Source organism: Bradyrhizobium lablabi, from assembly GCF_001440475.1.
Taxonomy (GTDB): Bacteria; Pseudomonadota; Alphaproteobacteria; order Rhizobiales; family Xanthobacteraceae; genus Bradyrhizobium; species Bradyrhizobium lablabi.
In genome coordinates this window covers 64699-81130 of the sequence record NZ_LLYB01000066.1, presented here as the reverse complement: position 1 = coordinate 81130, position 16432 = coordinate 64699, and the positions used below count along the sequence as shown (strand labels likewise).

Sequence of the window (16432 nt, the reverse complement as noted above, 5' to 3'; positions counted from 1 at the left end):
CAGGGAAGGCCGGGATGCTCCCGCTGTACCTGTATGCTCGTGTGCGTTTTTGCTGTGCGCAATTGCACGCGAGACCGCGGGTGCAGAAAGCACCCGGTCTTCCCTGTGCCCTCTAATTTCGATGAGGGCAAACGAAGATGCAAACCTCGGGCGATAAAAGGTCGCGAGAACGCGAAACTGTATCCACCTGTCAGCGAAGCAATCCATCTATCCCCGCGCGGCGCTATGGATTGCTTCGCTGCGCTCGCAATGACGTGGATGGGCCGGAGATAATCGTAGGATGGGTAGAGCGTAAGCGAAACCCATCACGACATGCGCCGTATGGGTGGCATTGATGGGTATCGCTTGGCTCCACCCCTCCTATACGGTCTGCGATTGCTTCACTTCGCTCGCAATGACACTCTCGGCTCAACCGCGCGCCAACAACAACGAGGAAGCCCCATGCTCACACTCCATCACCTAAACGACTCCCGCTCGCAGCGGATCCTGTGGCTGCTGGAGGAGCTCGGGCTTCCGCACGAGATCAAGCGCTATCAGCGCAATGCCGAGACCCGGCTGGCGCCACCGGAGTTGAAGGCGGTTCATCCGCTCGGCAAATCGCCTGTGATCACCGACGGCGACGTCACGATCGCGGAATCGGCCGCCATCGTCGACTACATCATCCGCCGCTACGGCAAGGGGGCGATGATGCCGGCGCAGGGCAGCGCCGACTACGAAGCCTATAACGAGTGGCTGCATTATTCCGAAGGCTCGGCGATGCTGCCGCTGATGCTCAACCTCTATGTCGGACGATTGAAGGAGGCGGGCGCGCCCCTGCATCCGCGCATCGACAGCGAACTCGCCAACCACCTCGGCTATGTCGACGACGCGCTCAAGGGACGGGAGTTCTTCGTCGGGGCGTCGCTGACCGGCGCCGACATCCAGATGAGCTTTGTCGGCGAGATGGCAAAGGTGTTCGACAAGCTCGGACCCTATCCGAACCTCACCGCCTGGCTGGCGCGCATGCACGCCCGCCCGGCGTTCCAGCGCTCGGTGGCGAAGGGTGGGCCGTACCGCTTTGCGTGACTCTCCGTCGTCCCGGCCAAGCGAAGCGCGAGCCGGAACCCCGAGCATGAGCGCGCTGCGCTCATCGCGGGCGCCGCCGCGGTTGGAAAGGTCACCTTGGTGGACGCCTTCCTCTTCCAACGGGCTCCGTGGTTATGGGCCCCGGCTCAAGGCCGGGGCGACGGTAGGGGTCCTTGGAACCCACTACATCCCCCACCATATCTGGCATAATACCAGCGGGATACCGCAAATGCTTGGCCATTCCGGCCGGGATGTGGTATCTCGCAGGCGCTTCTTTCGACCGCCACACCAGACCGCCCGCTACGCCCCTAAGGGCCTGCGGCGGTGGAGATATTTCGCCCTATGACCACCAGCGCCAAGACCGCCTCCGCGCCCGACTCGTTCTTCACGGCCAGCCTCGCCGAGGCCGACCCGGAAATCGCCGCCGCGATCAAGGGCGAACTCGGCCGTCAGCGGCATGAGATCGAGCTGATTGCGTCCGAAAACATCGTCAGCCGGGCCGTGCTGGAAGCGCAGGGTTCGGTGATGACCAACAAATACGCGGAAGGTTATCCGGGCGCGCGGTACTATGGCGGTTGCGAATGGGTCGACGTTGCCGAGACGCTGGCGATCGAGCGCGCGAAAAAGCTGTTCGGCGCGCAATTTGCCAACGTGCAGCCGAACTCCGGCAGCCAGATGAACCAGGCGGCGTTTCTGGCGCTGCTGCAGCCCGGCGACACCTTCATGGGCCTTGACCTCGCCGCCGGCGGCCATCTCACCCACGGCTCGCCCGTCAACATGTCCGGCAAGTGGTTCAAGGCTTCGCACTACACGGTGCGGCGCGAGGACCAGATCATCGACATGGATGAAGTGGCGAAGCAGGCCGAGCAGGTGAAGCCGAAGCTGATCATCGCGGGCGGATCGGCCTATTCGCGCGCATGGGATTTTAAGCGCTTCCGCGAGATCGCCGACAGTGTCGGCGCCTACCTCCTGGTCGACATGGCGCATTTCGCCGGCCTCGTCGCCGGTGGCGTCCATGCCTCGCCGGTCCCGTATGCCCACGTCACGACCACGACCACGCATAAATCGTTGCGCGGCCCGCGCGGCGGCCTGATCCTCAGCAACGACGAGACGATCGCCAAGAAGCTGAATTCGGCGATCTTCCCGGGCCTGCAGGGCGGGCCCTTGATGCATGTCATCGCCGCCAAGGCGGTGGCATTCGCCGAGGCGCTGCGGCCGGAGTTCAAGGTCTACGCCAAGAACGTCGTCGAGAACGCCAAGGCGCTGGCGGAAACGCTGCGCGGCCATGGCCTGGACATCGTCTCCGGCGGCACCGACAATCATCTGATGCTCGTCGACCTCAGGCCGAAGGGCCTGAAGGGCAACGTCTCGGAAAAGGCGCTGGTGCGCGCCGCCATCACCTGCAACAAGAACGGCATTCCCTTCGATCCCGAAAAGCCGTTCGTCACCTCGGGCTTGCGTCTCGGTACGCCAGCAGCGACCACACGCGGCTTCGGCGTTGCCGAATTCAAGCAGGTCGGCGGCATGATCGCCGAAGTGCTCAACGCACTGGCGCAGTCGGAAGACGGCAAGGCGCCGCTGGTCGAAGCCGCCATCAAGGAACGCGTGAAGGCACTCACCGACCGCTTCCCGATCTATCAGTAAAGGACGCGAGTGGATGCGCTGTCCGAGCTGCAACAGTCTCGATACACAGGTGAAGGACTCACGGCCGACCGAGGATTCGGCCGTGATCCGGCGGCGGCGGGTGTGTATCGCCTGCAACTTCCGCTTCACCACCTTCGAGCGGGTGCAGTTGCGCGAATTGACGGTCATCAAGCGCAATGGCCGCCGGGTGCCGTTCGACCGCGACAAGCTGGTCCGCTCGCTGCAGATCAGTCTGCGCAAGCGCCCGGTCGATCCTGAAAGGGTCGAGAAGATGGTCTCGGCCATCGTGCGCGAGCTCGAAAGTGGCGGCGAGGCGGAGGTCTCCTCGGAGGCGATCGGCGAGATCGTGATGGAGCATCTGCGCCAGCTCGACGACGTCGCCTATGTGCGCTTTGCCTCCGTCTACCGCAATTTCCGCGAGGCCAAGGATTTCGAGACCGTGCTCGGCGAGCTCACCGGCGAAGACGACGCGCGGGTCGCCACGTTGCGCAAATGATCTTCCGCATTCTGGAAGACCAGTACGGGCAGAAACTCAGGGAGTCCAAAGCCGCGGACCAGCGCTTCATGCAGCTCGCGCTGGCGCTTGGCCGTCGCGGGCTGGGGCGGACCTGGCCGAACCCGGCCGTTGGCGCGGTCGTGGTGAATGATGGCGTCATCGTCGGCCGTGGCTGGACCCAACCGGGCGGGCGGCCGCATGCCGAGCCCGAGGCGCTGAAGCGTACCGGCGAGGCCGCGCGGGGTGCCACGCTCTATGTGACGCTTGAGCCCTGCTCGCATTTCGGCAAATCACCGCCCTGCGTCGATGCCGTGATCGCCTCCGGCATTGCGCGCGTGGTGTCGGCGATCGAGGACCCCAATCCCGAAGTGGCCGGGCAGGGGCACGCAAAACTTCGCGCCGCCGGCATCACGGTCGATGTCGGCCTCGGCGCCCAGGAAGCCGCGCGCGATCACGCCGGGCATTTCCGCCGTATTCGCGACAAGCGTCCCTATGTCATCCTCAAACTCGCGGTATCCGCCGACGAGATGATCGGCGCCGCCGGCCACAAGCCGGTCGCGATCACCGGAGAGGCGGCGAGGACACGCGTGCATCTGTTGCGCGCGCAAAGCGACGCCATCCTGGTCGGGATCGGCACCGTGCTGGCGGACGATCCGCATCTGACCTGCCGCCTGCCGGGGATGGAAGCGCGCTCGCCGGTACGCGTGGTGCTGGATCGCGCGCTGCGGCTGCCCGGTACCAGCAACCTGGTTCAGTCCGCGAGGCAGACGCCGCTCTGGGTGATGACCTCGGATCTGGCCGCCGCTCCTGCAGCCATGAAGCTCGGCGCCGCCGGCGCGCAGGCCGTGCGCGTTCCTGCCACCGCCAAACGGCCCGGACTGGACTTGCCGGCGGTGCTGAACGCGTTGTCGGACAAGGGCATCACGCGGCTGATGGTCGAGGGCGGATCGCGGGTCGCCTCATCCTTCGTCGCCGGCGGCCTGGTCGATGAAATCTGGCTGTTCCGCGGCCCTGACAAGGTCGGCGCCGACGGCATTCCCGCGCTGGACGCATTGCCGCTCTCGGCAATCACCGGCTCGCCCGCGTTCAGGACACGTGCTAGCGAACCACTCGGCAATGACACCCTGACTGTTTACGAGCGCGTCTAATGTTTACCGGAATTGTCACCGACATCGGCGAGATCACAGCCCTGACACCAACGGCGCAGGGGCAATTGCACCGCATGCGGATCGCATGCCGCTACGATCAGACGACCATCGCCGACGGCGCCTCGATCGCCTGCAACGGCGTGTGCCTCACGGTGGTGGCTTCCGGCGTCGAAAGCGGCAAGACCTGGTTCGACGTCGATGCCGCCGCGGAAACGCTCGGCATGACCACGGCCAAGCATTGGGCCAAAGGCACCAAACTCAATCTCGAACGGGCGCTGAAGATCGGCGACGAACTCGGCGGCCATATCGTTGCGGGGCATGCCGATGGCATTGCGACCATCGTCAAGCGTCACGATCTGCCCGATATGGCCCGGTTTGAACTGCGTACGACGCGCGAGCTGGCCCGCTTCATCGCCGCCAAGGGCTCGGTAACGCTGGATGGTGTATCGCTGACCGTCAACACGGTCGAGGATGTCACATTTTCGGTGCTGATCATCCCGCATACGCTCAGCGTCACCACGCTCAGCGGCTGGGAGGCAGGGAGCGAGGTCAATATCGAGGTCGACCTGATGGCCCGCTATGCGGCGCGGCTGTCGGAAATGAAGTGACAGGGTAGCGTACGGCGATTAAAACGCCGGCCAAACCCTCATGGTGAGGAGGCGCTTGCGCCGTCTCGAACCATGAGGCCCCTGATGTGGCCATCCTTCGAGACGCGGCCAAGAGGCCGCTCCTCCAGCAATAACGGCGAAGCCGTTATGCAGGGATAAGGACCTAGCAAGACGAAAGATAGTTCATGGCAGACGCACGGCGCGCACCGCTGAAGGACCAGACCGACATATCAGGCGCGCGAGCGCTGATCGTCGAGGCGCGATTCTATGACGACATCCAGGACGCGCTGCTCGAAGGCGCGGTCGCCGAACTGAAGGCTGCGGGCGTGACGCATGACGTCATCACGGTTCCCGGCGCGCTGGAGATTCCGGCCGCGATTGCGATCGCGCTCGATGCCGCCGAGAGGAACGGCAAGCCCTATGACGCGGCGATCGCGCTCGGCTGCGTGGTGCGCGGCGACACCATCCATTTCGAAATCGTCTCGATCGAATCCTCGCGTGCGCTGATGGATCTGGCGGTCGCGCGCAAGATGCCGCTCGGCAACGGTATCATTACGGTGAATACCGACGAGCAGGCCTGGGCGAGGGCACGCGCCAGCGAACTCAACAAGGGCGGCGACGCCGCGCGCGCGGCGCTGGCGATGCTGCGGATCAAGCGCCGGTTGGCAAAGGCTTAGGCGATGGCGGACAACAAGAAGCCAGCGAAAGGTCCCGACAGGAAGGCCAACCGTCGCGGCGCGGCGCGGCTTGCCGCCGTGCAGGCGCTGTATCAGATGGACATCGCGGGTGCCGGGATCAACGACATCTTCGCCGAGTTCGAGAGCCACTGGCTCGGCAACGAGGTCGAAGGGGACAAATATCTGCCCGCGGAGGCCGCGTTTTTCCGCGACGTCGTGTCCGGCGTGGTCCGCGACCAGGCCAGGCTCGATCCCCTGATCGACGATGCGCTTTCGAAGGGCTGGCCGCTGAAGCGGATCGACGCGATCTTGCGCGCCGTGCTGCGCGCCGGCTCCTACGAGCTGGAGCACCGCAAGGACGTGCCAGGCCGCGTGGTCGTATCCGAATATGTCGACGTCGCGCATGCCTTCGTCGAAAAGGACGAGACGGGGATGGTCAACGCCGTGCTCGACCAGATCGCGCGCCAGTTCCGCGCCGACGAGTTCGCGCGTGGCTAGCGCCAAACCCGCGTCCGGCGAGGACTCGCTGATCGCGCGCTATTTTCGGCCGCTTGCAACCGATCCCGGCGCATTCCGTCTCGATGACGACGCCGCGGCGCTGAAGCCTGATGGCGACGACATCGTGGTGACGGTGGATGCCATCGTCGAGGGCGTGCACTTTTTGCCCGACGATCCGCCCGACACCGTCGCGCGCAAGGCGCTGCGGGTAAATCTCAGCGATCTCGCGGCGAAGGGGGCCAAGCCCGCCGGCTTCGTGCTGGCCCTGGCGCTCCGCAGTACCGACGAAGCCTGGTTAAAGCCGTTCGCGGCAGGGCTCGGCGAGGACGCCATGCAACTCGGCTGTCCGCTGCTCGGTGGCGACACGGTGTCGACCCCGGGCCCGTTGATGGTCTCGGTCACGGCCTTCGGCCGCGTACCGCCCGGCAGGATGGTTCATCGCAGCGGAGCCAAGGCTGGCGAGCGGGTGATGGTGACCGGCACGATCGGCGACGCCGCGCTGGGGCTTGCCATCCTCAGGGGTGGGAAGATTCACGCCGCCACCGACAATGCTGCGCGGGAGCTGCTGGTCGGGCGCTATCGCGTGCCGCAGCCGCGCCTGGCGATGGCTGAAATCGTGCGCGAATATGCCAGCGCGTCGATGGACGTTTCCGATGGCCTCGCCGGTGATCTGACAAAACTCTGCGGCGTGTCGGGTATCTCGGCCGTGATTGATCTGGAGCGGGTCCCGCTGTCCGGCGCGGCAGCGGATCTGGTGTCGCGCGGCATTGTCGGAATGGAAGCATTGCTGGCCGGCGGCGACGATTACGAGATCCTGTGCACGGTGGCGGAGGACCGCGTCGAGCCATTCGCGCAGGCCGCACGGCGCGCCGGTGTATCAGTCGGTTCCATCGGAACGGTGGTGGCGGGGAGCGGCGCCCCGAAGTTCGTCGACAAAGCGGGCAGAGAGCTTGCGCTGGAGCGGCTGTCCTACAGCCACTTCTGACGGCAGGCAGGCTGCGCCTGCCGCGGCGGTCCCGCCGCGCGGCAAATTTTTAGACCGATTACCGGTGATTCCTTTCAAAATTAGACGGTTTTTGCCCATGGCGGCGTTGCGCCCGGAAGGCGATTTTGGCAAGGTCCCCGCCGATTTGAGGTCACCCTTTTGGGGAGGGCAGGCCTCCCAAATCTCCTAAATAATGCGCCGGCCGCGCTCGCGGGATGGCGTGGGGCGGAAACGAGCATCTGAGGCAAATTCAATGACAGCATTGTGGGTGATTGTGCTCTGCGGAGCGCTTTCGATTCTTTACGCCATCTGGGCCACGTCTTCGGTTCTGAAATCGGACGCCGGCAATCCGCGCATGCAGGAAATCGCGGCGGCGGTGGCCGAAGGCGCGCAGGCCTATCTGCGCCGCCAGTACATGACGATCGGCATGGTCGGCGTCGTGATTTTCGCCCTGCTGGCCTACTTCCTGGGCATGCTGGTTGCGATCGGCTTCCTGGTCGGCGCGGTGCTGTCGGGCGCCGCCGGCTTCATCGGCATGAACGTCTCGGTCCGCGCCAACGTGCGCACCGCGCAGGCGGCGACCACTTCGCTCGCCGGCGGTCTTGAACTGGCCTTCAAGGCGGGCGCGATCACCGGCCTTCTGGTGGCCGGCCTCGCGCTGCTCGGCGTCACCATCTATTTCGCCTATCTCACCCAGATCATGGGCCTGAAGGCCAACGACCGCGTCGTCGTCGATGCGCTGGTGGCGCTCGGCTTCGGCGCCTCGCTGATCTCGATCTTCGCCCGTCTCGGCGGCGGCATCTTCACCAAGGGTGCGGACGTCGGCGGCGACCTCGTCGGCAAGGTCGAGGCCGGTATCCCCGAGGACGATCCGCGCAACCCGGCGACCATCGCCGACAACGTCGGCGACAACGTCGGTGACTGCGCCGGCATGGCCGCCGACCTGTTCGAGACCTATGCAGTGACCGCGGTCGCCACCATGGTGCTGGCCGCGATCTTCTTCGCGAACTCGCCGCTGCTGGTGAACATGATGACCCTGCCGCTCGCCATCGGCGGCGTCTGCATCATCACCTCGATCATCGGCACCTTCTTCGTCAAGCTCGGCGCCAGCCAGTCCATCATGGGCGCGCTGTACAAGGGCCTGATCGCGACCGGCGTGCTGTCGCTGCTCGGCGTTGCCGCCGTGATCAACTGGCTGATCGGCTTCGGGCCGCTGGAGGGCGTGAAGTTCACCGGCATGGCGCTGTTCCAGTGCGGCGTCGTCGGCCTCATCGTCACCGGTCTGATCATCTGGATCACCGAATACTACACCGGCACCGACTATCGCCCGGTGAAGTCGATCGCGTCGTCCTCGGTCACCGGCCACGGCACCAACGTGATCCAGGGTCTGGCGATCTCGATGGAAGCGACCGCGCTGCCCGCGATTGTCATCATCGCCGGCATCCTGATCACCTATAGCCTTGCCGGCCTGTTCGGCATCGCGATTGCGACCACGACGATGCTGGCGCTGGCCGGCATGATCGTCGCGCTCGACGCCTTCGGTCCGGTCACGGACAATGCCGGCGGCATCGCGGAAATGGCCGGCCTGCCGAAGGAAGTCCGCAAGTCGACCGACGCGCTGGATGCGGTCGGCAACACCACCAAGGCGGTCACCAAGGGCTATGCGATCGGCTCCGCCGGTCTCGGCGCGCTGGTGCTGTTCGCGGCGTACAATGAAGATCTCAAGTTCTTCATCGGTAACGCTGCGAAGCATCCGTACTTCCAGGGTGTCGCCCCGGACTTCTCGCTGAACAACCCCTACGTCGTGGTCGGCCTGCTGTTCGGCGGCCTGCTGCCGTACCTGTTCGGTGCGATGGGCATGACCGCTGTCGGCCGTGCGGCCGGCGCGATCGTCGAGGAAGTGCGGCGCCAGTTCCGCGAGAAGCCCGGCATCATGCAGGGCACCGACAAGCCGGACTATGGCAAGGCCGTCGACCTCCTGACCAAGGCGGCGATCAAGGAAATGATCATCCCGTCGCTGTTGCCGGTGCTGTCGCCGATCTTCGTCTACTTCGCGATCTATGCGATCGCGGGCGGTGGTGCGGCTGGCAAGTCGGCAGCATTCTCGGCGGTCGGCGCCATGCTGCTCGGCGTGATCGTGACGGGCCTCTTTGTTGCGATCTCGATGACCTCGGGCGGCGGCGCCTGGGACAACGCCAAGAAGTACATCGAGGACGGTCACTACGGCGGCAAGGGCTCCGACGCCCACAAGGCGGCGGTGACCGGCGATACCGTCGGCGATCCCTACAAGGATACGGCGGGCCCCGCCGTCAACCCGATGATCAAGATCACCAACATCGTGGCGCTGCTGCTGCTGGCGATCCTGGCGCACTGAACCGGCGAAAGCCGATCAAGACCAAAACCCCGCGGTGCGAGCCGCGGGGTTTTTGCTTGCGCGTGTTGCGTGCTTGCCGAACCGATCGGCATCCGCCAACGATATTCGAGAACCAGACACGAACACCACGGAGATCGATCCATGTCGCTTTCATCTGCCCGGAATTATGCACTCCGCGCTTCCAAGTCGCAGGACCAGAAGGAGGCCATCGAACTGCTGTCGAAGGCAATCATGGAACTGGCAATGTCGATTGAAGCCACCGATGCCAAGGTCAAGAAGATCAACAAGTCGTCCTAGCCGGCGCAGATTTGCCGCGGTGCAGGTTATCGGAATGCGAAGCGATCCATCGCTGTCCTGGAGGCGCGAGGGCTAGTTCGACGATGCCTGAGACCACTTGTTGTTTTTGTCCAGCGTGCAGGTGACCTCGAATACGTTGGGCGGGAAGATCACATGAAAATTTTGCTTAACCGCGGAGGTATCGATGATCATGCCGACCTCGACGTCCGTGCCGGCGGCAATCCAGATCGTCGGCGAAGGCTTAATCATGTAAATGCGGTTCGGTACTGCAGGGAGGACGTAGGTCGCTGAATCGCTCATACCGATGCCAATAGAGAATGTATCCGCAGGCACGGTGCTGCCGGCCTTGATCGTCAATGATCCCGGCGACTGACCTTTTTCGGGGGTGGTGAAGTGAGGCGCGGGGTCCATGGAAAAATTCGTGCTGTTGGCCGTCTCGAGGTCGGCTGCCAGGATTTGGTTTGCCGAGAAAACGACACCGGGCTCGATGATCCCAACCGCGCCCCAAGCGAAGATGTCGGTGGGAGTCCACTTGAAGGAGTAGTTGACGGTGGGCGCAATCATGAACGGGCTACATAACCAGATCGGGCAGAGAACGCCCTGCGAAGGCTCCCGTGGACCCTGATAAACATACAGAAACCACGGAGCTTCCGACTGATTGACCAGTTTCAGCTTGTAGGTGGTCATCCTGTGCTCCTGCGATAGTCCGTGCCTCGGCCGCATCATGTCGGATCGCTNGGCGCCGGTTTCGGTAACTGCAGTATGCACGCTTAAGTTGATTGAAAAGGAANCCCCCCGTCAATGCCGGAGTTGGATGAGGCTGCCGGTCATGCTTGCGTGTTGCAAAACGAAAATCCCGTGGGCGATGGCCACGGGATTTGAGCGTCTTGCAAGAGTAGGGCTGTGAAGCCGACGACGGCGAACTTAATTCACGTCCATCTGCAGGCCTTCGCGCTTGATGATCTCGCCGAATTTTGCCGTCTCGGCCTGCACGAAATCCGAAAACTGTTGCGGCGCGCCCCAGTCGGCGGTGGCGCCCATATTACCGATCGTTTTCTTGACGTCCTCGCGTGCCAGCATCGCCTTGATCTCCTTGTTGAGCGCCTCGACGACGGGAGCGGGCGTGGCCTTCGGCAGGAACACGCCGAACCAGGAGGAGACGTCGAAGTTTGCGAGTTCGGGCACGCCCTCGCGCATGGTCGGGATGTTGGGTGCTGCCGGGCTACGCTCGGGCGTGGTCACGCAGAGCGCGGTGAGCTTGCCGTCCTGGGTCTGCGGCAGCGACGGGTAAAGGTTGTCGAACAGGATCTGGATATCGCCGGCGAGCGCTGCCTGCAGCGCCGGACCTGCGCCGCGGAACGGCACATGCACCATCTTCAAACCGGTGAGTTGCAAGAACCAGGCGCCGGTGAGGTGAGGGCTCTGTCCGACACCTGACGACGCGTAGGTCAGCTTGTCCGGATTGGCCTTGATATAGGCGATCAACTCGGGGATCGACTTGATGCCGGTCGAGGGATGCGCCGAGACGATGTTGGGAATCCGGATCATGTTGCTGACGGGCTGCAACTGTTCGGGCTTGTAGGTCATGTTGCGGAAGATGCTGTAGGCGATCGCATTCGGACCGGGATTGCCGATCAGGATGACGTGGCCGTCGGCCTTCGACCGCACGGCTTCGGCCGTGCCGATGGTGCCGCCGCCGCCGGAGCGGTTTTCCACGACGGCTGATTGGCCCCATGCGGACTGCAGATGGGCGGCCAGGAGCCGTCCCATCACGTCGGTGCTGCCGCCGGCCGCCGCCGGCACGATGAGACGCACGGTCTCGGTCGGCCGCCAGTCGGAGCCGAAGCTCGAGCGCGGCAAAATCGTCGCCGCTGAAACGGCTGCAGCCCCAGTCAAAACGCGACGCCGAGAAATAGCTTTAATCGTCACAAGTTCACTCCCTGCTTTGGATTCTTGTTGGCAGGGACCGTAGGCAGCGCGCGCGCAGAGGGCAAGCGGGCGACTTGGCGCAGGATTTCCGCGCCACGGAACAGAGTGAGTTAGAGCTTGCCGGGCTCTAGTTGAAGCTGAGCAGCTTGAACAGCGGCGTCAGATAGCTGAGCTCCTGGCCTGACGTCGGCGTGGTGCGGCTGATGAAGTCGAAGATCTTGCCGTCCTGCAATCCGTAATTGGCAAGCCGCGTCACCTGTCGGTTCTTGTCGAAATAGATTGCGATCACGCGTTGATCGACGACCTGCTGATTCATGAAGGCGACTTTGCGCTCGGAGCGCTGCGAGATGTAATAGAACACCTCACCGTTCAGGGTCGCCACCGTGGACGGCGTTCCCATCACGATCAGCACCTGATCCTGGCTGGCGCCGATCGGAATTTGCTCCAGCGCGTTGGGCGGCAGGATATAGCCCTTCTGGAACTGCTCGCCGGTGCACCCGGCCAGCGCCGCGCAGACCAATGCCACGGCCGCAGCCGCGCGGAAACCGCGCCGGCGCGCGGTCATGCGGCGGGGCGAGGGCACGCAGGTGCTCAGGTGGCTCATTTCGGTCATGTCAGGAATCAGCCCGTCCTCTTGCATCGCGCGGTGCGTTGACGTACCGGGCACCACACTGGATTGCAACATGCGTGGCCCGGGAGGGCTCGCTCGCGGAACCCACAATGCTTTGGCCGTTCAATCACTTCAGGAAACCCCGGACGCCGTTGCGCGGCACCATCGAGGCCATCTATGGCATGATCGTGACGCAGGCGCGAGAACCCCTGTTTTATCGGGACTTTGGGGTTCCGGACACGGTTAACGGCCGATTTGACCTGCTTCTGCTGCATTTGTGGCTGGTCCTGCGGCGATTGAAGTCGGCGGAGGGCGGTACGGCCCTGTCACAGGAGCTGTTTGACCATTTTTGCAACGATATGGACGATAATCTGCGCGAGATGGGGATCAGCGACCTCAAGGTGCCGAAGCGGATGCAGGCCTTCGGCGAGGCCTTCTATGGCCGGACGGCGGCGTACGACCTGGCGCTGACCGAGGGCCGGGAGGCGCTGGCACAGGCGATGTGCAAGAATATCCTGAACGGCGAGGACATCGAAAAGGCCCGGCTGCTGGCAGCCTATGCCGAGGCGGCAATGGCGGCTCTCGACAGCCTCGACGAGGCGACGCTGGCTAGCGGTTCGGCCAGGTTTCCGGTGCCGGAGAAGGCGGGCGCACAGCAATGAACAAGACCGGCACAGAGAAGCCCGACCCGTGGCGCGTCCCCGTTGCCGTCGCGCAGATCCCCGAGACGGGTCTGCATCGCGACATCGAGGCCGATCAGGCCACCCGTAATGCGATGGCCGACATTGGCGGCTTGCGCGAGGTGCTGTCGGCGCAAGCGTCGTTCGACGTTACCCCGAAGAGCGGCGGCCGCTTCCACGTGGCCGGCCACGTGCGGGCACGGATCGGGCAGACCTGCGTGGTGACGCTGGAGGAGATCGCGAACGACATCGACGAACCGATCGACCTGATCTTCGTGCCGCCCGAGCAGATCCCGCAGATGGCCGCGCTGGTCGACGAGGCCGAGGAGAGCGACGAGGAGCCACCCGATCCGCCCGAGCCGATCGAGAACGGTATGATCGACCTCGGCAGGATTGCCACCGATGCATTGTATCTCGCGGTCGATCCCTATCCCCGCAAGCCTGGCGCCGTATTTGAGCCGGTGGTTGAAGCCGCTGATCCCGAAGATCACCCGTTTGCGGCGCTCAGGGCGCTCAAGGTAGAACCGAAAAAGTCCCGCTCCAGGAAGCCCAGGGAGAAGCCCAAGGACAAGTAGCCGGGTAGTTAAAGTTGCCGGCGAAGCTGCCATGGCGGTGAGGCAGTTCTGAAATCTCGCCAAATACATCTCTTAAGCTATTGAATTTAATATAGATATCTGTCATTCGTGATTTCGGGCCACACAGCGTCCCTTTCGCCAAAAGAGCGTGGTCAGGAGGTTGTGTCGGGGCGGGGACACGCTATTGTCGCGGCCCGGCGGGTGGCGCGGGTTGCGTTTCGCCGAGCACCGCGCAGGCGGTGCCATTCCAGTGCGCGGCCGGGCTCTATGAGGGCCGCAAGAGATCAGGTTTCCGGGACTTTCATGCCGCAAAAGGTTCGAATCGCGCTTGACGCCATGGGCGGCGATGTCGGCGCATCGGTCGTCATTCCCGGCGCCGCAGTCTCCTTGAAACGGCATCCCGACAGCGAATTTCTGCTTTATGGCGACAGCAAGCTGATCGACGCAGAATTGGCGAAACACCCCGCACTGAAGGCAGCTTCGCGCGTTATCCATACCGACGTGGCCATCAGCAATGATGAAAAGCCAAGCCATGCGCTGCGGCGCGGCCGCAAGACCTCCTCGATGTGGCTTGCGATCGATGCGGTGAAGCGGGGCGAGGCCGATGTTGTGGTTTCCGCCGGCAACACCGGTGCGCTCATGGCGATGGCGCGGCTCCACTTGCGCACACTGCCCGGTATCGACCGCCCGGCAATCGCGGCGCTTTGGCCGACCGTGCGCGGCGATACGGTCGTACTCGATCTCGGCGCATCGATCGGCGGCGATGCGCACCATCTGGTGTCGCTAGCGGAGATGGGCAGCGCGATGGCGAGCGTCCTGTTCAATATCGAACGTCCGACCGTTGGGCTGCTCAATATCGGCCGTGAAGAGATGAAGGGACACGAGGAAATCCGCGAGGCGGCGGAGCAATTGCGGGCGATGAACCTGCCGCAGCTCAACTATGTTGGCTTCGTCGAGAGCGACGACATCGGCAGGGGAGCGGTCGACGTGGTCGTGACCGAAGGCTATTCCGGTAATATCGCCCTGAAGGCGGCCGAAGGGACCGCGCGGCAGATGTCGGAGTTCCTGCGTAACGCCCTGACACAAAACTGGCTGAGACGTCTCGGCTATCTCCTTGCCCGCGGCGCCTTTCAGGCGCTACGTGCCAAGATGGACCCCAATAAATCCAATGGTGGCATGCTACTTGGACTAAAGGGGTTGGTTGTCAAAAGCCATGGCGGAATCAGCGCCGAAGGCTTTGCCTACGCAGTCGATGTTGGCTATGAGATGGTCCGCTGCGATCTCCTCACCAAGATCACCCAGATGATAAATAGCGACGGTAGTGCGCTGGCACAGACCGCGCAGGAGGCTGTCTCGTGACTGCGAAACGTTCGGTCGTACTGGGCTGCGGCTCTTATCTGCCGCAGAAAGTGCTGACCAATGCGGAGCTCGCCGCCCGAATCGATACGTCGGACGAGTGGATTGTTCAGCGCACCGGCATCCGGGAGCGCCACATCGCGGCCGAAGGCGAGTTCACCTCGCACCTGGCGGTCAACGCCGCGCGCGCAGCACTGGAACACGCCGGCCTCGACGCCCAGGCAATCGACCTGATCGTGCTGGCGACCTCGACACCGGACAATACCTTTCCGGCGACCGCAGTCGCGGTCCAGAATGAACTCGGCATCCACCATGGCGCCGCCTTCGATCTGCAGGCGGTGTGCTCCGGTTTCGTCTTCGCGCTCGCGACCGCCGACAACTTCCTGCGTTCCGGCGCCTACAAGCGCGCGCTGGTGATTGGCGCAGAAACCTTCTCGCGCATTCTCGACTGGAACGACCGCGGCACCTGCGTGCTGTTCGGCGACGGCGCCGGCGCAGTCGTGCTCGAGGCGCAGGACCAGCCGGGACTGCCTTCCGATCGCGGCGTGCTGACGACGCATCTGCGCTCGGACGGCCGGCACAAGGCAAAGCTGTTCGTCGATGGCGGTCCTTCCAGCACCCAGACCGTCGGCTATCTGCGGATGGAAGGCCGCGAAGTGTTCAAGCACGCGGTCGGCATGATCACGGACGTGATCGTGGACGCCTTCAATGCGACGGGAACCAGCGCCGAGGAGATCGACTGGTTCATTCCGCACCAGGCCAACAAGCGAATCATCGATGCTTCAGCGCACAAGCTTCATATTGCGCCGCAGAAAGTGGTGCTGACCGTGGATCAGCACGGCAATACGTCGGCGGCGTCGATTCCGCTGGCGCTTTCGGTCGCCGTCAAGGACGGGCGCGTGAAGAAGGGCGATCTGGTGCTGTTCGAAGCCATGGGCGGCGGCTTCACCTGGGGTTCCGCGCTCGTGCGCTGGTAAGCGCTGGGTAAAACTACCGACTAAAATTGTGGCCGTCTTCATGCGTCTGCATGATGCTCGCTGTTGACCATTGCGAGCTAACCTCATAATTTCAGGCAATAAATTTGTTCGCCGAGAGTGCGGGGCAGGCGATGACCGGGACCGGAAAAACAGTCACACGTGTCGATCTCTGCGAGGCGGTCTACCAGAAGGTAGGCCTCTCGCGAACGGAATCGTCCGCGTTTGTCGAGCTCGTTTTGAAAGAGATTACCGATTGCCTGGAGAAGGGCGAGACGGTGAAGCTGTCGTCGTTCGGCTCGTTCATGGTGCGCAAGAAGGGACAGCGGATCGGACGTAACCCGAAGACCGGTACTGAAGTGCCGATCTCGCCGCGTCGCGTAATGGTGTTCAAGCCATCGGCGATTCTGAAGCAGCGCATCAACGGCCATGCGGTGGGCAACGGCGAAAGCAAGGCCGAATAGCGAGACCGAGTACAGCGACCGCGTAGCAAGGCGAGTACTGCGTCTTCACCAA

18 protein-coding genes are annotated in these 16432 nt (G+C 63.6%); 15 read left to right on the top strand and 3 right to left on the bottom strand.

Going from position 1 to position 16432, the window contains the following annotated elements; translation table 11 throughout:
- Positions 1 to 441: 441 nt before the first annotated feature.
- The 10 genes from CQ14_RS16330 to CQ14_RS44640 all read left to right on the top strand — a co-directional run bounded on the left by CQ14_RS16330 (position 442) and on the right by CQ14_RS44640 (position 9792).
- Positions 442 to 1065: a glutathione S-transferase family protein gene (locus tag CQ14_RS16330; protein ID WP_057858886.1), complete on the top strand. Its 624-nt coding sequence runs from the start codon at positions 442 to 444 to the stop codon at positions 1063 to 1065.
- A gap of 342 nt (positions 1066 to 1407) precedes the next feature.
- Positions 1408 to 2709, top strand: a complete 1302-nt coding sequence (glyA, locus tag CQ14_RS16325; RefSeq protein WP_057858885.1) for a serine hydroxymethyltransferase — start codon at positions 1408 to 1410, stop codon at positions 2707 to 2709.
- A gap of 13 nt (positions 2710 to 2722) precedes the next feature.
- Positions 2723 to 3205 (top strand): transcriptional regulator NrdR, encoded by a 483-nt coding sequence (nrdR, locus tag CQ14_RS16320; RefSeq protein WP_057839076.1) that lies wholly within the window; start codon positions 2723 to 2725, stop codon positions 3203 to 3205.
- Positions 3202 to 4353, top strand: coding sequence for a bifunctional diaminohydroxyphosphoribosylaminopyrimidine deaminase/5-amino-6-(5-phosphoribosylamino)uracil reductase RibD (ribD, locus tag CQ14_RS16315; RefSeq protein ID WP_057858884.1), 1152 nt, complete (start codon positions 3202 to 3204; stop codon positions 4351 to 4353). Before nrdR ends, ribD begins: the two co-directional genes overlap by 4 nt.
- The gene (locus CQ14_RS16310; RefSeq protein WP_057858883.1) at positions 4353 to 4961 is read left to right on the top strand and encodes a riboflavin synthase; all 609 of its coding nucleotides are present in this window, start codon (positions 4353 to 4355) and stop codon (positions 4959 to 4961) included. Before ribD ends, CQ14_RS16310 begins: the two co-directional genes overlap by 1 nt.
- A gap of 185 nt (positions 4962 to 5146) precedes the next feature.
- Positions 5147 to 5638 carry a 6,7-dimethyl-8-ribityllumazine synthase gene (gene ribH, locus CQ14_RS16305; RefSeq protein ID WP_057858882.1) on the top strand — a complete coding sequence of 164 codons (492 nt, stop codon included), beginning with the start codon at positions 5147 to 5149 and terminating at the stop codon, positions 5636 to 5638.
- A gap of 3 nt (positions 5639 to 5641) precedes the next feature.
- Positions 5642 to 6136 (top strand): transcription antitermination factor NusB, encoded by a 495-nt coding sequence (gene nusB / locus CQ14_RS16300; protein ID WP_057858881.1) that lies wholly within the window; start codon positions 5642 to 5644, stop codon positions 6134 to 6136.
- On the top strand, positions 6129 to 7121 hold the full coding sequence (gene thiL, locus CQ14_RS16295) for a thiamine-phosphate kinase (protein WP_057858880.1): 993 nt from the start codon (positions 6129 to 6131) through the stop codon (positions 7119 to 7121). Before nusB ends, thiL begins: the two co-directional genes overlap by 8 nt.
- A gap of 253 nt (positions 7122 to 7374) precedes the next feature.
- Positions 7375 to 9495 (top strand): sodium-translocating pyrophosphatase, encoded by a 2121-nt coding sequence (locus CQ14_RS16290; RefSeq protein ID WP_057858879.1) that lies wholly within the window; start codon positions 7375 to 7377, stop codon positions 9493 to 9495.
- A gap of 141 nt (positions 9496 to 9636) precedes the next feature.
- A complete protein-coding gene (locus CQ14_RS44640) occupies positions 9637 to 9792 on the top strand; it encodes a hypothetical protein (protein ID WP_167350400.1) in 156 nt (51 codons plus the stop codon).
- Between the two features lie 72 nt (positions 9793 to 9864).
- Here the strand turns inward: CQ14_RS44640 and CQ14_RS16285 are convergent, their stop codons facing one another.
- From CQ14_RS16285 to CQ14_RS16275, 3 genes are all read right to left on the bottom strand, one after another.
- Positions 9865 to 10479, bottom strand: coding sequence for a protein rhiA (locus CQ14_RS16285; RefSeq protein ID WP_156435047.1), 615 nt, complete (start codon positions 10477 to 10479; stop codon positions 9865 to 9867).
- Between the two features lie 237 nt (positions 10480 to 10716).
- Positions 10717 to 11721, bottom strand: a complete 1005-nt coding sequence (locus CQ14_RS16280) for a Bug family tripartite tricarboxylate transporter substrate binding protein (protein WP_057858877.1) — start codon at positions 11719 to 11721, stop codon at positions 10717 to 10719.
- Between the two features lie 127 nt (positions 11722 to 11848).
- A complete protein-coding gene (locus tag CQ14_RS16275; protein ID WP_430650190.1) occupies positions 11849 to 12325 on the bottom strand; it encodes an outer membrane protein assembly factor BamE in 477 nt (158 codons plus the stop codon).
- Positions 12326 to 12441: 116 nt separating this feature from the next.
- Here CQ14_RS16275 and CQ14_RS16270 point away from each other — a divergent pair, with 116 nt between their 5' ends.
- The 5 genes from CQ14_RS16270 (at position 12442) to CQ14_RS16250 (ending at position 16380) form a co-directional block, all read left to right on the top strand.
- Positions 12442 to 12993 (top strand): ubiquinol-cytochrome C chaperone family protein, encoded by a 552-nt coding sequence (locus CQ14_RS16270; RefSeq protein WP_057858876.1) that lies wholly within the window; start codon positions 12442 to 12444, stop codon positions 12991 to 12993.
- Positions 12990 to 13586 carry a YceD family protein gene (locus tag CQ14_RS16265; RefSeq protein WP_057858875.1) on the top strand — a complete coding sequence of 199 codons (597 nt, stop codon included), beginning with the start codon at positions 12990 to 12992 and terminating at the stop codon, positions 13584 to 13586. Before CQ14_RS16270 ends, CQ14_RS16265 begins: the two co-directional genes overlap by 4 nt.
- A 303-nt stretch (positions 13587 to 13889) precedes the next feature.
- Positions 13890 to 14945 carry a phosphate acyltransferase PlsX gene (plsX, locus tag CQ14_RS16260; protein ID WP_057858874.1) on the top strand — a complete coding sequence of 352 codons (1056 nt, stop codon included), beginning with the start codon at positions 13890 to 13892 and terminating at the stop codon, positions 14943 to 14945.
- The gene (locus tag CQ14_RS16255) at positions 14942 to 15919 is read left to right on the top strand and encodes a beta-ketoacyl-ACP synthase III (protein ID WP_057858873.1); all 978 of its coding nucleotides are present in this window, start codon (positions 14942 to 14944) and stop codon (positions 15917 to 15919) included. Before plsX ends, CQ14_RS16255 begins: the two co-directional genes overlap by 4 nt.
- A gap of 131 nt (positions 15920 to 16050) precedes the next feature.
- On the top strand, positions 16051 to 16380 hold the full coding sequence (locus tag CQ14_RS16250) for an integration host factor subunit alpha (RefSeq protein WP_057858942.1): 330 nt from the start codon (positions 16051 to 16053) through the stop codon (positions 16378 to 16380).
- Positions 16381 to 16432: the final 52 nt, after the last annotated feature.

Bases quoted from the DNA above. Each gene is read 5' to 3' on its own strand.
- CQ14_RS16330 (WP_057858886.1), top strand. From the start codon at position 442: ATGCTCACACTCCATCACCTAAACGACTCCCGCTCGCAGCGGATCCTG.
- glyA (WP_057858885.1), top strand. From the start codon at position 1,408: ATGACCACCAGCGCCAAGACCGCCTCCGCGCCCGACTCGTTCTTCACG.
- nrdR (WP_057839076.1), top strand. From the start codon at position 2,723: ATGCGCTGTCCGAGCTGCAACAGTCTCGATACACAGGTGAAGGACTCA.
- ribD (WP_057858884.1), top strand. From the start codon at position 3,202: ATGATCTTCCGCATTCTGGAAGACCAGTACGGGCAGAAACTCAGGGAG.
- CQ14_RS16310 (WP_057858883.1), top strand. From the start codon at position 4,353: ATGTTTACCGGAATTGTCACCGACATCGGCGAGATCACAGCCCTGACA.
- ribH (WP_057858882.1), top strand. From the start codon at position 5,147: ATGGCAGACGCACGGCGCGCACCGCTGAAGGACCAGACCGACATATCA.
- nusB (WP_057858881.1), top strand. From the start codon at position 5,642: ATGGCGGACAACAAGAAGCCAGCGAAAGGTCCCGACAGGAAGGCCAAC.
- CQ14_RS16290 (WP_057858879.1), top strand. From the start codon at position 7,375: ATGACAGCATTGTGGGTGATTGTGCTCTGCGGAGCGCTTTCGATTCTT.
- CQ14_RS44640 (WP_167350400.1), top strand. From the start codon at position 9,637: ATGTCGCTTTCATCTGCCCGGAATTATGCACTCCGCGCTTCCAAGTCG.
- CQ14_RS16285 (WP_156435047.1), bottom strand. From the start codon at position 10,479: ATGACCACCTACAAGCTGAAACTGGTCAATCAGTCGGAAGCTCCGTGG.
- CQ14_RS16275 (WP_430650190.1), bottom strand. From the start codon at position 12,325: ATGAGCCACCTGAGCACCTGCGTGCCCTCGCCCCGCCGCATGACCGCG.
- CQ14_RS16270 (WP_057858876.1), top strand. From the start codon at position 12,442: ATGCTTTGGCCGTTCAATCACTTCAGGAAACCCCGGACGCCGTTGCGC.
- CQ14_RS16265 (WP_057858875.1), top strand. From the start codon at position 12,990: ATGAACAAGACCGGCACAGAGAAGCCCGACCCGTGGCGCGTCCCCGTT.
- plsX (WP_057858874.1), top strand. From the start codon at position 13,890: ATGCCGCAAAAGGTTCGAATCGCGCTTGACGCCATGGGCGGCGATGTC.
- CQ14_RS16250 (WP_057858942.1), top strand. From the start codon at position 16,051: ATGACCGGGACCGGAAAAACAGTCACACGTGTCGATCTCTGCGAGGCG.